10 protein-coding genes are annotated in these 16396 nt (G+C 73.8%); 3 read left to right on the forward strand and 7 right to left on the reverse strand.

The annotated features are described in order from the left end of the window. Positions 1-2: 2 nt before the first annotated feature. Positions 3-812 carry a universal stress protein gene (locus tag STRCI_RS26295; protein WP_269661436.1) on the reverse strand — a complete coding sequence of 270 codons (810 nt, stop codon included), beginning with the start codon at positions 810-812 and terminating at the stop codon, positions 3-5. A 430-nt stretch (positions 813-1242) separates the two neighbouring features. On the opposite strand from STRCI_RS26295, the gene STRCI_RS26300 reads away from it, so the two are divergent. Beyond that, entirely contained in the window at positions 1243-2187 is a 945-nt protein-coding gene (locus STRCI_RS26300) for an NAD-dependent epimerase/dehydratase family protein (RefSeq protein WP_269661437.1), read from the forward strand. Positions 2188-2197: 10 nt separating this feature from the next. On the opposite strand, the gene STRCI_RS26305 is transcribed toward STRCI_RS26300, so the two are convergent. Next, positions 2198-3541: a M14 family zinc carboxypeptidase gene (locus STRCI_RS26305; RefSeq protein WP_269661438.1), complete on the reverse strand. Its 1344-nt coding sequence runs from the start codon at positions 3539-3541 to the stop codon at positions 2198-2200. A 221-nt stretch (positions 3542-3762) separates the two neighbouring features. Between STRCI_RS26305 and STRCI_RS26310 the strand changes: the two genes are divergently transcribed. Both STRCI_RS26310 and STRCI_RS26315 read left to right on the forward strand, forming a co-directional pair. Beyond that, positions 3763-4929: a HesA/MoeB/ThiF family protein gene (locus STRCI_RS26310; RefSeq protein WP_269661439.1), complete on the forward strand. Its 1167-nt coding sequence runs from the start codon at positions 3763-3765 to the stop codon at positions 4927-4929. After that, positions 4926-6173, forward strand: coding sequence for a hypothetical protein (locus STRCI_RS26315; protein ID WP_269661440.1), 1248 nt, complete (start codon positions 4926-4928; stop codon positions 6171-6173). The genes STRCI_RS26310 and STRCI_RS26315 overlap by 4 nt, the downstream gene beginning before the upstream one ends. Positions 6174-6196: 23 nt before the next feature. Here the strand turns inward: STRCI_RS26315 and STRCI_RS26320 are convergent, their stop codons facing one another. The 5 genes from STRCI_RS26320 to STRCI_RS26340 are packed head-to-tail and all read right to left on the reverse strand — an operon-like array spanning position 6197 to position 16269. Continuing rightward, entirely contained in the window at positions 6197-8173 is a 1977-nt protein-coding gene (locus STRCI_RS26320; RefSeq protein ID WP_269661441.1) for a hypothetical protein, read from the reverse strand. Next, entirely contained in the window at positions 8170-9306 is a 1137-nt protein-coding gene (locus STRCI_RS26325; protein WP_269661442.1) for a VWA domain-containing protein, read from the reverse strand. The genes STRCI_RS26320 and STRCI_RS26325 overlap by 4 nt, the downstream gene beginning before the upstream one ends. Continuing rightward, positions 9303-11591 (reverse strand): DUF5682 family protein, encoded by a 2289-nt coding sequence (locus STRCI_RS26330; RefSeq protein WP_269661443.1) that lies wholly within the window; start codon positions 11589-11591, stop codon positions 9303-9305. Before STRCI_RS26330 ends, STRCI_RS26325 begins: the two co-directional genes overlap by 4 nt. Then, entirely contained in the window at positions 11591-12673 is a 1083-nt protein-coding gene (locus STRCI_RS26335) for an ATP-binding protein (protein ID WP_269661444.1), read from the reverse strand. Before STRCI_RS26335 ends, STRCI_RS26330 begins: the two co-directional genes overlap by 1 nt. Then, positions 12670-16269, reverse strand: a complete 3600-nt coding sequence (locus STRCI_RS26340; RefSeq protein ID WP_269661445.1) for a WGR and DUF4132 domain-containing protein — start codon at positions 16267-16269, stop codon at positions 12670-12672. Before STRCI_RS26340 ends, STRCI_RS26335 begins: the two co-directional genes overlap by 4 nt. Positions 16270-16396 lie beyond the last annotated feature (127 nt).

The following is a 16396-nucleotide window of genomic DNA, read 5'->3' on the forward strand; positions in this document are numbered from 1 at the left end:
CGTCACGCCCTGCCGCGGACGACGGTGACAGGGCAGTGCCCGTGGTGCAGCAGTGCCTGACTCACCGAGCCCAGGAGGAGCCCGGCGAAGCCGCCGCGGCCTCGGGCGCCGACGACCATGAGCTGGGCGGTCCTGCTCGTCTCGATCAGCGCCTCGCGGGTTTCGCCGCTCAGCACTTCGTGCCGGACCGTGACGTCGGGATACCGCTCCGCGCGTCCGGCGACCGCCTGGGCCAGCAGACGTTCCGCGCTCTCGGGGCTCGTGCCGGGCGGCGCGTAGTCCGGCAGCCACGCGTGTACGGCAAGCAGCTCGGCCTCGCGCAGCGCCGCTTCCGCGAAGGCGAATTCGATCGCCTTCTCACCGACAGGAGAGCCGTCGACGGCCACGACCACCGGCCCGGTGTCGGCCGGTTCCTCGCGGACCACCATCACCGGACACTGGCTGTGTGCGGCCAGGGACGCCGCCGTCGATCCCAGCAGCATGCCGATGAATCCGCCCATGCCGCGGGGGCCGACGACCAACAGGTCCCCGGCGCGCGACTCGGCCTCCAGCACCGCCACCGTGTCACCGGTCACCACGGCCTCGGTGACCTCGACGTCGGGGGCCAGGCTCCGGGCACGTTGCGCGGCTTCGTGGGCGAGGTGATTGAGCGGCGAGGGATCCAGTGGCGCGTACATGGGACGGACGGGCCAGCTGAAGGCGTGCACGACCCGCAGTTCCCCACGCCGTCGCCGCGCTTCCCGGACCGCCTCGTCCACCGCGGCGAGACTCGACGACGATCCGTCCACTCCTACGACGACCAGGTTGCCCACGGCTCCTCCATCGATCAGGTCTGCTGATCAGACACTCTGCTGGTCAGGACACGCGCTGCGGCGGAATGGACCTGGCCGGTGTCCGGACGGCGAAGAGGTCGGAGATCATCACGCTGATCGACCACAGCGGGTAGTTCGGGACAGGTTCGGGTCGATCGCCCACTCGCTGTTGTCGCGCCGTGCGGTCTCCGCCGTGGCCCCAGCCTCGCCGTGCTCCCACGGCACGGCGACCGCAACAGGGCGTCCGAGTGAGGCCCCCGAGCGGGTCGGCGCTTCGTCGGTGATCCGGCCGCGACTGCCGCCGGCCGCGTAGAACACGGGCACCTGTGACTCCGGTCACATTGGTGCCGGAGGGGCTCGATGGTGTCAGATTCCCGGCCGCTGCCCTGTCAGGGGGGTGACACAGCAGCAGCGAACGCAGGAGGCCATCATGAAGGTTCTCGTCACCGGCGCCACCGGCGCGGTCGGCAGTCGGCTCGTGCCTCAGCTCGTCGAGGCCGGTCATACGGTCGTCGCCGCCACCACCTCCGAGGCCAGGACGGCCCGGCTGCGTGAGGCCGGTGCCGAGCCGATCGTGCTGGACGTCCTGGACACGGCCGCCGTACGGGACGCGGTACGGCGCGCCCGGCCCGATGTGATCATCCATCAGGCGACCGCGCTGGCCGGGAACCTGAAGCTGCGCAAGGTGGACCGGGACTTCGCGGTCACCAACCAGCTGCGCACCAAGGGCACCCAGAACCTCCTGACGGCCGCCGCGGAGTATGGGGTGCGGCGGTTCGTCGTGCAGAGCGCCATGCAGGTGCTGTACGCCCGTACCGGCGGGCCGGTCAAGGCGGAAGAGGACCCGCTCGACACCCATCCGGCACCGGGCAGCGAACAGACCCTCGCCGCGATCCGGTTCCTGGAGCGGGCGGTGACCTCGACACCGGGCGTCGACGGCATCGTCCTGCGCTACGGCGGCTTCTACGGCCCCGGCACCTCGATCGCCCCGGGCGGCGAACAGCTGGAGCTGGTCCGCAAGCGCCAGTTCCCGGTGGTCGGCGGGGGCGGCGGGGTCTGGTCGTTCATCCACGTCGAGGACGCGGCCGGTGCCGCGGTGGCCGCGGCCGAGGGCGGTGCGCCCGGGATCTACAACATCGTGGACGACGAACCGGCGCCGCTGGCCGAGTGGCTTCCGGCGCTCGCGGCGGCCGTGGGGGCACGCAAGCCCATGAGCGTGCCCCGTTGGCTGGGCAGGCTGCTCGCGGGCGAGTTCATCGTCAGGGCCTCGACGGAGATCCGCGGCGCATCGAACGCGAAGGCGAGGAAGGAGCTCGGCTGGACCCCGCGGTACGCCTCCTGGCGGCAGGGTTTCGCCGAGCTGGGGCGGAGCTGACGCGGAGCCCTCACCGCGGGTCCTTCAGCGCGCTGTCCGCCGCGGCCACCACCGTCCGCGTCTGGTGCTCCACCTGATGGCGCACCGGCACCCAGCGCAGCCGCAGGGTCCTCGCGAAGTCCGCGGACCAGGCTGTGAAGAGAGCGCCGAGTTCCTGGTGGAGTCCCGGGGCGGCACTGTCGTCCGACGTTCTCAGCAGGCGCAGCAACAGGCCCGCCGCGCGCAGGGGCTGGCGGCGGGCCACGACGTCGAGGGCGCTGATCTGGGCCCTCGTCAGGCGCTGGGGGTCCTCGGCCGCCTGCCGGGCGAGCGGTTCCCAGGAGGCGACGACCAGGTCGTAGAGGTCATCGGCCATCCACTCCAGCACCCGTCGGGGCGGGCTGCCGTCGGCGGGCGGGAGGAATGCGCGTGCCTTGTCGAGGATCTCGGTCACCTGGCGTCCGCCGCCGCGTACCAGGCGGGACAGGTCGCTCAGGGCGGCCACGGGGTCCGGGTGCGGGGACAGGTCGTCGGCCAGGTCGGTGGCCCACATGGGCACTTCGATGATCGCGGTGACGCCGCCGTATCGCGAGGGCGCGCACCAGGTGGACCGTTCGATGTTCTCGGAACCGGCCGCCAGGCGGGCGGTGCTGCCCGGTGGGGGCAGGACGTGGATCGCGGGGCTGGGGTTGTCCCAGTACAGGGCATCGTAGGTGCCGTGCTGGAGCGGAATGCCCAGCTCTGCGGCGGACTTGCGGAACAGCAGGGCGAGTTCGGGCAGCTCACGGGTCAACTGGACCCAGCTGCCGCCCGCGTCGACGCTGTGCAGGGAGCACTGGAGGATCGGCCGTAGCTCGTCGATCACGTCGAACAGTGCCTGACTCTCCGGGAGTTGCTGCTGGACGATCGGCGCCCACTCCGGCTGTTCCGCCGCCATCGGGCGGAAGGCGCTGCCGTAGTAGCCCTCCAGGGTGGTCCCGGGACCGGCCGTCGCCGCCTCGATCCCCTCGCTCAGCGCGGCGCCGTCCGGGTCGAGGCAGAGCACGATGTCCCAGGTGACGAGGGCCGGGTCGGTCGCCGGGGAGAGCCGGTCGGCCGGGTCGGCCGGGGCGGCCGGGTCGGCGGAAGGGGAGTGCCTATTGCCCCGTGCCACCCGCTCCGCCAGCGCGAGCGCCGTCGCGCCGCCGACCGGCTCGTCGGGGTGCGGCCGGGCGACCACCAGGACGTGCCGTGGCCCGTGTCCCACGGACAGCATCAGGATCGGGCGGCCCGCGCGGGAGGTCCCGATCCGGCGCAGGCGGCCGGTCCCGGGGTACCGGGAGACCAGCCGCCGCGCCGACTCGGTGACGTCCGCGACCGTGGGGTAGCGGTCCATCACTGGAGTCCGGGGTCAGGAACCGCCGTTGCCACCGCTGTCGCCGGTGGTCTCCTTCTTGTCCAGCGGACGGATCTCGATCTTGTTCGGCATGCCGTTCCTCCCGTGGTGGTTGGGGCGTCCGTGATCTGTGGTGCTCTTGCAAGACTTCGTTGATCGGGTCACTGTTGTCAATGTCCGTTGATTCCGGGGCAGTTGGGGATGAAGAGATTGGCGGGAAAGTGACGGTGCAAGGGCTGGGGAGGCCCCGGATCAAGCCGGAGCACCGGGCGTACCGGACGGTCGACGGCCACTTGCGGATCGGCAGCGTCGTCTACGGCATCGGCGCCGAGGTCAAGGACCCCGACGGCTGGCTGTGGACGCTGGTCGAGGCCATGGACGGAACGCGCAGCGCCGCGGACATCGTCGCCGAGGTGTCCCGGCACCACCCCGAACTGCGGCTTCCCGCCCCGGACATCGTCCAGGCGATGACGGACCTGACCGAGGCCGGGTACGTGGAGGACGCCGCTGCCCCTCCGCCCGCGGAGCTGTCCGAGCGGGAACGCGAACGGTACGGCAGGGGCATGACCCTGCTGCGCTGGATGGATCTCCGGCCGAGGGAGAGCGCCTGGGAACCCCAGCTGAGCCTGCGTCGCGGCCGGGTCCTGCTGATCGGCGTCGGCGGTACCGGCGGAGCCGCGGCGCGGGATCTCGTCGCCTCCGGAGTGGGACTCCTGCACTGCGTCGATCCCGATGTCGTCGAGCTGTCCAACCTCAACCGGCAGACGCTCTACCGCGAGACGGACCTCGGCACGTCCAAGACCGACGCGGCGCTGACGGCGTTGCGCGCCCTGAACTCGGACGTGACGGTGACCGGCGAGCGCCGCGAGGTGCGCGGGCCTGCGGACCTGGCGGACCTGCTGACCGGCCCGTCCGGGGGCGGATCGCCGTACGACGTCATGCTGCTGGCCGCGGATCGTCCCGCCGTGATCCGCCGCTGGGCCAATCAGGTCTGTCTGGCCTCCGGCACCTCGTGGGCCGAGGCCGGATACCGCGGGCCCCTGGTGAGCGTCGGGGTCTTCACGCCGGGCCGGGGCGCGTGCTGGGAGTGCCTGCGCAGTACGGAGATCGAGCGCCGCGATCTGCGGCTCGCGCCCGGGCAGGACGAGGAGGTCGCCTCGCCCCGTATGCCATGGAATCCGGTCAACGCCGTGACCGCGGGACTGTCCGGCAGCCTGCTCGCCCATGCCGCCCTCGCGCTGCTGTGCGGAGTCCCGCGGATCGACCCCGGCTGCCGCTTCGGCCTCAACCTCATGGTGCCCGGCGACCCGATCATGCAGCGCTCGGAACGACGTTCCGACTGCCCCGCCTGCGGGACGGAACCGGTGCGGCCGGGAGCCGGCGCGTGACGGACGCCGTGACCGAGAACGGCAAGCCCCGGATCCAGCCGTCGACCCGTGTCGTGCTGCACGACCTGGCGGTACGGCGGGACCGGGACGAGTGGATCGTGGGCCGCACCGCCACCCGGACCTTCGTCGCCCTGCCGACGGTGGGAGCGCGCGCGGTGGAACTCCTGCGCGAGGGACGGAGCGTGGGCGACACGGAGCGGGCCCTGCGCGCCGAGACCGGCGAGGAGTTCGAGATCGCGGACTTCATCAGGGACCTGGTCACCCTGGGTTTCGTGGCCCGGATCGGCGACGACCGCCCGATTCCGGACGCCGAACCGCCGCGCGCGTCCCTGCCGTGGCTGCGCCCCCACCATGTCCGGCTCGCCCTGCATCCGGCGCTTCCCGTGCTCGTCGCGGCGCTGCTGACGGCCGCCGTGGTCGTCCTGTTCCGCCGCCCCGACCTGCTGCCCGGCTACCGCGACCTGCTGTGGAGCCCGCACGGCAGCCTGGTCCTGGTCGGTGGGGCGGCGGCCGGGTGGACGCTGCTGCTGGCCCATGAGCTGGCGCACCTGGTGACGGCCCGCGCGGCGGGCGTGCCGGGAAAAATGCGGCTGGGCACCCGGCTCCAGTTCCTCGTCATGCAGACCGACATCAGCGGCATCGAACTCGCGCCCCGCCGCCAGCGGCTGACCGCCTACCTGGCCGGCATCGCCTTCAATCTGTCCCTCGCCTCGGCCCTGGTCCTGACCCTCGCCCTGACCGGCCCGGGGACGACGGCGCACCGCCTGCTGGCCGCTGCCCTGCTGCTGGCGCTGCTGCCCCTGCCGTTCCAGTGCCTGCTGTTCACCCGCACCGACCTGTACTTCGTCCTCCAGGACCTCACCGGCTGCCGCGACCTGTACGGCGACGGGCTCGCCTACGCCCGGTACGTGTTCCGGAGAGCGGTACGGCGGCCGCGGCGCGGCGGGACCACCGGGGCCGCCGACCCGAGCACCCGGTTGCCGGCGCACGAGCGCCGGGCCGTCCGGGTCTACAGCGTCGTCCTGGTGATCGGCACGGTCGCCTGTCTGGCGTTCATGGCCGTCGTCACCCTTCCGGCCGACATCACCCTGCTGGTCCGCGCGGCGCGCGGACTGGGACCGGACCACGGCCTCGCGGGCAACGCCGACGCGGTCGCCGTACTGGTCGTCCTCGGCGGGATCAACGTCCTGTGGCTGGTCACCTGGCTCCGCAACCGCCGGTCGGCCGGGCGGGCGTCGGCCTGAACGGGGGGAGTCGGGCCTGTGGTTCAGGCCGGCGGGGACGCTCCCTCCTGGTGCAGTTCCAGGGTGGTCAGCAGGTGCATCTGGGCGTTCACCCAGGCCGGGATCGCCGTGTCCACGCTGTCGCGGCCGAGGCGGTCGGTCAGGTCGTCGAGGAGGTGGGCGGCGGTGTGCAGGCCGGTGCGGCGGAGGGTCGTCGCGCTGTCGGTCAGGCGGGTGCGGGCCGGGGGTGTCAGATGGCGGAGGCCGTGGTGGGCCGCTTCCGCGAGGGCGCGCAGGGCTGATTCCAGGGCGTGGGTGAGGGGGTCCGTCGTACGGCGGACGGATGTGGTGAGGGCGGTGTCGCCGTCGCCGGGCGCGAGGTCGGGGACGACGACACCCTCGGCGGTGAGTACGGCCAGCGGTTCCAGGACCGTACGGCCGTGGTCGCGGCCCAGCACGCCGCTCACCCGGAGGGGCTCCCCGGCGCCCGCGCCCAGCGCCGTGGCCAGTGCGTCCAGGCCCGCCGGGCACAGGGGGTTGTGGTCGGCGCGGACCAGGATCTCGTTGCCCGCCGGATCGTGGGCCGTGGCTTCCAGGCGCTGGGTCGCGGGGTCGTAGCCGACCGCGTCCACGGCCGCGATCTCCACCACGTGGACGGACTCCGCCTCGACGCGTGGACGGATCAGGCGCGGGGGCCGCCCGGCCGTCGTCCGCAGGTGGGCGGCCGTGTCCCGGAGCAGTACCGGGGCCGGTAGGTCGCGCCAGGCTGTCGTGCCGAGGGGCGTGACGCCGGTGGCGGCGACACGGCCCCGGGAGATCGTCACCGTACGGTCGGCCGCGCGGGCGGTGCGCTCGCTGACGATGTTCGCGGTGGCCAGCGCGTGCAGGGGCGAGCCGAGCAGACGGCGGGCGGCGAGGTCGTGGCCGGTGGGGGACTGGCCCTCCGGTACGTCCCACCGCTTGCGCAGCACCAGCGCCAGGCCCGCGTCGGCGTGCGCGAAGTAGATCTCGGCGGTGCGGTCCCGCTCGGTGCCGCCGATCCGGCAGCCCAGCGCGACCAGGCGCACCCGGCGCAGGGGGGTCTCCGGCGCCTCCTCGGTCCCCAGCACACCGACCGGATCCAGCGCGGCGGCCCGCTCCCGGGCATGCAGCTCGGCCAGCAGCCGGGCCACGCGCTCGGGTTCGTACCGCGCACCTCGTACGGCATACGCCCCGAGCTGTTCCGCCAGCTCGGCCACCGCACCGGCGGGCCAGTACCGCGCCCCGGCGACCAGCCCCTCACGAACCCGCGCGAGCGCCCCACCGAACACCGGGCCCGCCTGCGGCACTCCGTCGAGCAACAGTTCGTCGGCGAGCGCCAGAGCACCGGCCAGCGCGTCACCGACGGCGGGGGCGGCACGACCACCGACGCTCACTTCGGTGACGCCGTCCCCCTTGTTCTCCGCCCCCGCCGCGCGGAACGCCCACACCGCCAACGTCACCACCTCGCCGCGGAGTTCGTCGTTGGCGTCGGTCAGGGCGTAGCCCGGCTCGTGGGGGACCGGGAAGCGGACGGTGCAGGTGGGGAGTTCGGCTCGGGGGGACGGGTCGGCCGGGGTGGGGTGGTGCAGGCGGGCCGTGTAGCCGCGGTCCCGGGTGCGCCGGGCGGCGTTCAGGGAGGCCCGGCCCAGCGCCGCGGCCAGCGTCTCGTCGGAGAAGTCGCCCGGGGACCAGTCCACGAACGCGGCCGCGTCCGGGTTCCCGGTGTCCGCCCCGCGCTGGTACGCCAGCACCAGGCCGATCCGGTGCCGGCACACCCGCGGCGCCCCGCAGTCGCACTCCGCCGCGTCCAGGCCACGGCCGGGCGGGAGGGCCGTGGCCGTTCCGTCGGGGAAGCGCCCGCGCACGGTGCCGTCGTCGGCGACGGTCACCTCCGGCCCCGACCCCGCCGCGAGGTCCTTCTCGGCACGCTTGACGAGCCCCCGGTTGGCGAGCGAGACCAGCGTCTCGGGCGTCAGCGCCAGCAGGTCGGCACGGCTCATCGGCCCACCTTCTCGGCGACGAACTCCGCGAGCCGTCCTGGTGTCATCGCGCCCACCGGCGCGCCGGCCTCCGCGAGGCGGCCGGCCAGGGAACGGTCGTAGACGGGATCGGCGGCCTCGTCGAGGGCGGCCAGGCACAGCACCGTGCTGCCCTGCTCGACGAGTCCGCGCACGGTGCGGACCAGGCGGTAGGGGTCGCCTCCCTCGTAGAAGTCCGAGACGATCGCGACGATCGCGCGCCGCGGGTTGTCGACGAGTCCGGCGCCGTAGTGGACGGCCCGCGCGATGTCGGTGCCGCCGCCCAGCTGCACCCCCATCAGCAGCTCCACCGGGTCGGACACCTCGGAGGTGAGGTCCACGACCTCGGTGTCGAAGGCGACGAGGTGGGTCTTCAGGCCCGGCAGGCTCCACAGGCAGGCCGCGGTGACCGCGGAGTGGATCACCGAGCCCGCCATCGAGCCCGACTGGTCGACCAGCAGCACGAGTTGCCACTGTTCGAGATGGCGCTGGGTGCGCGAGTGGAAGTGCGGGCGCCGGATGAGGATCCGGCGCTCCTCGGGCTGGTAGTGGGCGAGGTTGGCGCGGATGGTGGCCCTGAAGTCGAAGTCCCGGGCGAGGGGGAGCCGGCTGGGGCGGCGGGAGCGGGACCCGGTGAAGGCCCGGCGGACCTCCGGGCGCAGCCGCTCCAACAGGTCCCGGACGACCGCCTCGACGATCCGGCGGGCCGCGGCCAGGACCTGAGGGTTCATCAGATGCTTGGTGCGCAGCACGGCCCGCAGCATCGCCTGGCTGGGTTCCACCCGGGCGAGCACGTCCGGATCGGTGAGGATCTCCTGGATGCCGTAGCTCTCCACCGCGTCCCGCTCCAGCCGCTCCACCGTCTCCTTCGGGAACAGCCGGTGGATGTCGTCGAGCCAGTCCACGGCGGTGACCTGGGACGGGCCGGTGCCGCCCGCCCGGGAGGAGGGAGGCCTGCGCACACCGCGGCGGCGCAGGTCCTCGTCGCGGCCGTAGAGCCAATCGAGCGCGGTGTCGCGGGCGGCGGCGGAGCCCTGCAAGGCGCCGGTGCAGCGCTCGGCGGGGGCGCCGAGGATGAGGCGCCAGCGTTCCAGGGCGGGGTCGGGGGTGGTCATGGCGTCGTCCTCAGGCCGTGCCGGGTGAGCAGTAGGGCCACGTTCTCCTCCAGCGCCCTCGCGCGGGCCAGCAGCAGGGGGTCCGCGGTCGTGCGGAGCAGGGCGCGGGCCGAACCGCGCCGACCGCGCCGGTCCAGCAGCCGCTCGGCGACGCGTTCGCGCTCGCGGGGCGGGAAGAAGGCGAAGGCCTGCCGCAGCGCGGGCAGTCCGGCGAGGAAGTCGCCCTCGGACATCGCGCCGACGATGTCGTCCAGTACGTCGACCAGGGCCCCTTCACCAGTCGTGACCTCCTCGCGGGCCACCACGAACAACCCGGCGAGCCAGTCCCCGAGGGTGTCGAGGGCGAGCGATGTCACGACCCCCGTCGGATCGTCGGAGCCGCCCAGCGACCGGCTCAGTCCGCAGGCGGCGCCCCGCAGATCGACGGGGGCGCGGGGGTCCCGGGCGATCCGCGCGGCGACCTCGGCGGCGGCCTCCCGGGTGACCGGCAGGACTTCGGGCGCGTACCGCAGCGCGTCCCGTACGGCCGCCAGGGCGCGCAGTCTCCCGAGGTCCACACCGCCTTCGCCGCCGTGCAGGCCCTCCGCCAGCCAGAGCACGCGCTCCACGGCGCTCGCGACGACCGAGCCGAGCAGCGGACCGCGGGCCACGCCGAACACCCGGTCGTGCCGCCACAGGCCCAGCGCCGTCGTCAGCACCTCGCCCAGCGGGCCCGGTTCACGGACCTGGCCCACCTGGGCCGCGAGCGTGTCCAGCAACTCCGCGCAGAGCGGACCGACGCCGCACAGCACCGCGTCGAACAGCAGCCCGGCCAGCGGCCCGGCGTCCGTGCCCGCCGCGTGTGCGCGCTCGGCGAGCAGCACCGAGGCCGCCTCGTCCAGCCGCGCCCCGTACGCGCCCGCCTCGATCAGGGCCGCCTCACGACCGGCCGCCGGTCCCGGCGCCCAGCGCTCGGTGAACACCGGGTCGGTGCCGTCGGCCGGGCCGGAGACCCGGGTGAAGCCGGGGACGCCCAGCACCCGCAGACGGTGCAGGACCCGGCTGCGGGTCAGGCCGTCCGGGCCGGTGAGATCGAGGACGACGGGGCCGTCGGGGTCGGCGAGCCCCAGCCGGGCAAGCTGCTCGGTCACGTCGTGCACCAGGGGCGGCACGGGGGTGTCGGGGTGCAGCCGGCCCTCGACGGCGCCGGTGCAGGCGGCGACCATCTCCGCCACCACGGGGTGGGTGCCCGCGTGCAGCGTGCCCCTGGTCGTCCACGGCAGCGGGTGGTCCAGGTCATCGGTGATCAACGTGCCCGCCAGCCCGTCCAGGACATCCACCCTGGTCTCGTACGGGTGCCCGCGCAGCAACGCCAGTCCCCGCGCGAGACCGCGCGCGGCGATGAGCGCGGCCGTGGACACCGGGATCCCCCGCCCGCGCAACCGCTCGGCGACCGCGCGCGTCAACTCCCGCGCGGCGGCCTCCGGACCGCTCTCCCACAGCCGCTGGTAGTAGCCGGGCGAGGGCATCCCCGACTGGTACCCGGCGAACGCGTCCAACTGCCGGAAGGAGTACGGCACGAGGAAGCTGCCGCCGAGCGCTCCGCCGGGCGGCTCGGGCACCTCCGGCCAGCCGGTCCCGCCCCGGTACGACAGCTCCCGCAGCGCCGGCCGGTGGAAGCCGCCCGTCACCACCAGCACCGGCCGTCCGCCCGAGTGGGCCTGTGCCGCGCGGACCCAGGACGCCATGTACTCCTCGCGGGCCCGGTCGCCGGGGTCCCCCTCGGTGTCGCCGCGCACCAGGTCGAAGTACGTGTCGAGGCGGGCCTGGAGGCCATCGGCGTCATCCGGTTCGGTGACCTCGAACAGGCGGTCCCACAGGGCGTCCACGGAGTCCACGGAGAACCGCGCGCACAGCCGCCGGACCGCCTCCTCGTACCGCGTCTCCGCGTCCGCGTACCGGTTGGCGGCGCCCTCGGCGCGCCGCGTGAACGCCGGGTGCCAGGCGGGCAGATCGATGAACCGCACCTCGGCGCCGGCCGCCCGCCCGTCGCGCAGCGCGATCCACTCCGGGGAGTAGTCGCACAGCGGCGCCCAGGACGTCGCGACCCGTGACTCGTCCCGGTAGTGGCTGAACACCGCGACCGGCAGCCGGTGTTCGAGCAGCAGCTCGTCCAGCCGACCGTTCATGTCCGCCGGACCCTCCACCAGCACATACGCCGGACGCAGCGCCGAGATGGCCCGCCCGACGAGCCGGGCGCAGGCCGGGGAGTGGTGCCGTACCCCGAGGAACACCGCCGACGACATCAGTCCGCCAGCAGGTGCCGTGCGTCGTACAGGGCCCGCCACTGACCGCCCTTGCGGCGCGGCACCTCCTGCTCCAGGAAGCGGCGCAGCCGGGTCAGGTCCTCGGGGCTGTCCTTCGCCGCCGTGCCCGCGAGGCTCGCCACCACATCGGCGGCCGTACCGGACTCGCCGCGCAGGAACCAGCCGCGCACCCCGACCGCGTGCGCGACGGACACGGCCTCGGCGGTGCTCATCACCGTCGACATCCGCTCACCGCGCTCGGCGGACCCGCGCAGCTCACGGAAGGTGGCCACCAGCACCTCCAGTACGTCCTGGCGCGGCGGGGCCGGCACCCCGGACTGCCGCAGCAGCGCGGTGGCCTCCGCCTCGACCAGCGCCAGCTCGGTGTCGAAGTCGGCGATGGGGAAGACCGTCTCGAAGTTGAACCGGCGCTTGAGCGCGGCGCTCATCTCGTTGACGCCCCGGTCACGGGTGTTGGCGGTGGCGATGACATTGAACCCCGCGCGGGCGAACACCATGCCCCGCGGCCCGTCCAGCTCCGGGATCGCGATGACCCGGTCGGACAGCAGCGACAGCAGACAGTCCTGCACCTCCAGCGGACAACGGGTGATCTCCTCGAACCGCACGACGCGGCCCTCCGCCATCCCGCGCAGCATCGGCGCGGGGACGAGGGACCGCTCGGAGGGGCCCTCGGAGACCAGCAGCGCGTAGTTCCAGGAGTACTTGATCTGGTCCTCGGTGGTGGCCGCGCCGCCCTGCACGGTGAGCGCGGAGTCACCGCTGACCGCCGCCGCGATCAGCTCGGACAGCAGCGACTTGGCGGTCCCCGGCTCCCCGACGAGCATCAGGCCGCGGTTGGTGGCGAGCGTGACCAGGGCCCGCTCCACCAAGGAGACGTTGCCGACGAACTTGCGGCTGACACCGGCCGGTTCGTCACCGACGACGAACCGGCGCGCGGCGCGCAGACTGAGCTGCCAGCCGGGCGGGCGGGGGTCCTCGTCGGCGGCGCGCAGGGCGGCCAGCTCGTCGGCCCAGCGGACCTCGGCGGGCGGCCGCTGCACCTGCTCCTCGGCGACCGTCACTTCGCGGTCACCTCGGTCAGGTCGGCGAGCAGCTCGGAGGCGACGACCGGGTCGATGCCGGAGAAGGGGAGGTTCTCCTGGCGGCTGCGCCAGTGGTTGTCCGGGTTGCCGCTCAGCCGCAGCGCGCTGAAGGTCTGGTCGCCGAACTCGTTGACCATGCCGACGGCGATCCCCGGGTCGAGGTCGATGACCAGGTACCGGTCCTCCCCGATGCGCCGCAGGAACCAGTCCTCCACGCCCCCGTCCTGCGGCGCGCCCCGCTGCCAGCCGCGCTTGGTCAGGCCGAGCAGCTTGCCCACCGGCACGGTGGCCCCCTCGAACCGGGCCAGCCGGTGCTCCAGGGTCTCCTTCCCGGTGAGGGCGTGCACGGCCCGGCCCAGCTGCGGGAACGGCTGGAGGATCTCGTAGTCGGCGAACAGCTCCGACCAGGCGCCCAGCTCCTCGCCCAGGTGCAGCGGATGGGCCAGCCGTACGCTCGCCCCCTCGGGCAGCGTCAGCTCGTCGTCCTCGACGTCGGCGAACGTACGGTCCTCCGCGACCCGGAAGGCCGTCACCGCGCCGTCCGCATCGCTGAGCCACACCAGCCGCCGCACCAGGTGCCACAGCAGCGGATGGGCGACGAACAGCTCTTGGAACTCCCCGGCCGTCCAGGAGCGCCGCGTCACCATGGCCGCCTCCAGCCGCCGGACCTGGTCGCCGGCGACGGTCCGGACGTCCTTCTTCAGCGCGGCGAACCGCTTGCGTTCGGCCGGGGCCAGCTCCGGGTCGTCCTTGGCGGCGGGCTCGGGCAGCGCCTTGCGGGGCTTGCCGTCGGCGTCCCGGACGTAGGGGCGCAGCTGCTCGTCGAAGCCGACCGTGAACTGCCGGGTGCCGTAGTCGATGACGGTGCTGCCGTCGGTGTCCAGGCCGAAGTCGGGCACGAGCCGGTCGCCCAACTGCTCACTGGTCAGCCCGAGTCCCTCGGCGACCTCGGCGATCTTCTCCTGGGCGCGCGTCTTGAGGGCCTTGAACGGCACCCGCTGGGAGATGCCGTGCAAGTGCAGCAGCGCCACGTCGGTGCCGATCGTCGCGAGCACGGTCAGCCCCTCCACCGCGCGGTGATGGGCGCTCTCGCCGGGCCAGGCGCGGATGACGGGCGTGAGCCGCCGTACCACCTCGTCGTCGCCGAGCCAGCCGAGCGCGTGCAGCGCCCAGCTCTCCTTGGGGAGCATTCCGGCGATCCGCCACTGCTCGAACAGGGCCCAGGCGAACTCGGCGAGCGAGTCGGCGGTGCAGTGCTCGGTCACCACGCCGAGACCGGGGTAGACCGCGCCGGGCTTGGACAGGGCGAGGAGGGTGAGCACGTGCTGCACCGCGCCCGTGGGCAGCGCGCCGCCGTCCTTGAGGATGATCTGGGGCAGCAGCGCGGGCGTGGCCCAGGCGCCGACGGCCGGCATCCTGGCGGGCAGGGCGCTCTCCAGCGGATCGGCGGCGAGTGCCTCCGCGACGATACCGGCGGCCTCCGGTCCGGCCCCGGCGGCGGCCGCCACCACGGCCTCGCCGCCATGGGAGTCGGCCAGCAGCCGTAGCGCCTGCTCGGCGCCGCGCCGGGCCGGACCGGCCTTCCCCAGGGCGTTCGGGAGGAGATACGGGACGACGTCGAGGCCGTGCCGCTTCAGCCAGGCGCCGCCCAGGGCATCGCCGGACTTCAGCCGGACCAGCCAGTCACCCACCAAACCGGCGACCTCGACGCTGAGATACGGCATCACCAGCCCGCTCAGGGTGGCGGGATGCCGGGCCGCGGCGCGCACCATCAGCGGCATCGCGTCCACCCCGAACCGCGCGGCGACCGGCTGCAGCGATTCCTCGCCGTACAGGAAGGACTCGGGAGCGTAGGCGGCCAGCAGCGGACGGACCGCGTCCGCGGGGGCCGAGACGAACAGCCCGGCCTCCTGGAAGCCCCACTGCTGCTCGCCGTTGCGGAGTTTCCTGATCTCCTCCTTCCAGTTGTGCCTGCGCAGCCAGGTGCTCCACCAGTTGGTGGTCGGGGTCCAGGATTCCCGCTCCTCGGGCCGCCAGACGACCCGCGGCTCGGGCACCACCGGCGCCTCGGCCGCGACGCGCACCTTGGCGGTCTTGCGCCCCTTCGCCCACGGCGGGCTGACCAGCAGCGCGGGCAGCGCCTCCACCGGCGCGTCGGCCACCCGGTTCTGACAGGTGAGCCTCGGCCGGACGAACTCGGCGACCGTGTCCGGGAGTTCGGGCAGCATCGCCGCCGTCAGCTCGGGGTTCGTGTGGATGTGCGCGGCCAGCAGCTGCTCCACCATCGTGGCGTCCCTGACCGCACCGGTCGCCGCCGCGCCCAGCAGCCGCAGCGCGCGGACCGGCCGGCGCCGCATCGCCTCCATCAGATGCGGACGTACGGTCTTGTCGGCGACGCGGTCCAGCAGCACCCGGAACGCCTCGTCCGTCGGCAGCTCCACCAGGGCGCCCGAGAAGGCGCGCAACTGATCGGTGTCGTACGCCTCCTCGACGGCGGCCCTGAGCACGGGCGTCATGTGCTCGCCGACGCCCTCGGCGAGCGTGGCGACCAGCGCCATCGACCAGTCGCCCCAGGAGAGGCCGAAGCGGGTGCCGAAGTGGGCGATCTGCTCGGGGGAGTTCAGCGAGTACAGCAGCATCGCCCGCAGGCCCTCGTCGACCACGTTCGCCTCCACTGCGGCCTCGGCGGCCCAGTCGAGCTCGGACGGCACGACGTAGGAGACGACGACGCGGCGCCGGGGGGTGTCCCGGCACTTCGACAGTACGGCGACGGCCTGCCGGTAGGCGTCCTCGTCGGCCACGGTCAGCAGGGCGCGCAGCCGCTCGGCGAAGGGGCGGGCCCAACGGCCGTCCGCGCAGTCCTGGTCGGCGCGGTAACGGAGTTGAGGGTCCGAGCGCTGCATGCCGTACTGCATCCAGTGGGCCTCGATGTCGCAGAAGTCCACGACCGCGCGGGCGGCGAAGGCCAGCCCGTGGGCGCGCACCCAGGCGTCCACGAAGATGCCCTCCGGAAGCCGGTAGTGCAGGGTCAGGCAGGCCAGGGTGGCGGCGCCGAGCGGGCTGGCGCCGCCGTTCAGCTGGGCGCGGGCCGCCTGGACAATCTCCGGATCGCTCTCCGGCGCGGCGAGCATCGCCTCGATCCAGCCCTGCTCCTCCGTCTGGCGCCTGGCCAGCAACTCATCGGCCTCGGAGCGGAGTTCGGGGACGGTCCGGCGGATGCCGCCGCGCCGGGGGACGACCAGCCGGCGCCAGGCGGTGGGCATGACGAAGGTGTCCTCGTCGGGGCGGAGTACTTCAGCAGCTTCGGAGCCCGGTTCGGAGCCGGGCTCGGCGTCGGACCCGACCGCCACGGAGCCGGGCGCGGCGTCGGCCCCCACCGCCACGTACCCCTTGCGCTCCTTCTCCGCGATCACCTTCGCCAGATACGCCCCGGCGGCCTCCGCCGACTCCAACTCCTTTGCCTGTGTGCGCCCCTGCGAGCCCACCCGGCCGTAGCGCACGGTGACCGTCGTGTCCTCGGCCGCCGCCTCCCAGAACTTCGCCGAGCCGTCACCCGCAAACTCCCAGCGCCGCACAGCCCCTCCCCTCCCGCCCGACCCCCGGCCGGTGATCGTCCGATCCGAACTGGCTGTCACCGTAGCCGCCCCCACTGACAGTGACCGCCGGGCGGCCGCGATGTCAGTGGCGGCTGCCATGATCCGG

It is taken from the genome of Streptomyces cinnabarinus, from assembly GCF_027270315.1.
Taxonomy (GTDB): Bacteria; Actinomycetota; Actinomycetes; order Streptomycetales; family Streptomycetaceae; genus Streptomyces; species Streptomyces cinnabarinus.

What these genes read in the sequence shown, in the direction of transcription:
- STRCI_RS26300 (WP_269661437.1), top strand. Translation starts at nt 1,243, where the DNA reads ATGAAGGTTCTCGTCACCGGCGCCACCGGCGCGGTCGGCAGTCGGCTC.
- STRCI_RS26305 (WP_269661438.1), bottom strand. Translation starts at nt 3,541, where the DNA reads ATGGACCGCTACCCCACGGTCGCGGACGTCACCGAGTCGGCGCGGCGG.
- STRCI_RS26320 (WP_269661441.1), bottom strand. Translation starts at nt 8,173, where the DNA reads ATGAGCCGTGCCGACCTGCTGGCGCTGACGCCCGAGACGCTGGTCTCG.
- STRCI_RS26325 (WP_269661442.1), bottom strand. Translation starts at nt 9,306, where the DNA reads ATGACCACCCCCGACCCCGCCCTGGAACGCTGGCGCCTCATCCTCGGC.
- STRCI_RS26330 (WP_269661443.1), bottom strand. Translation starts at nt 11,591, where the DNA reads ATGTCGTCGGCGGTGTTCCTCGGGGTACGGCACCACTCCCCGGCCTGC.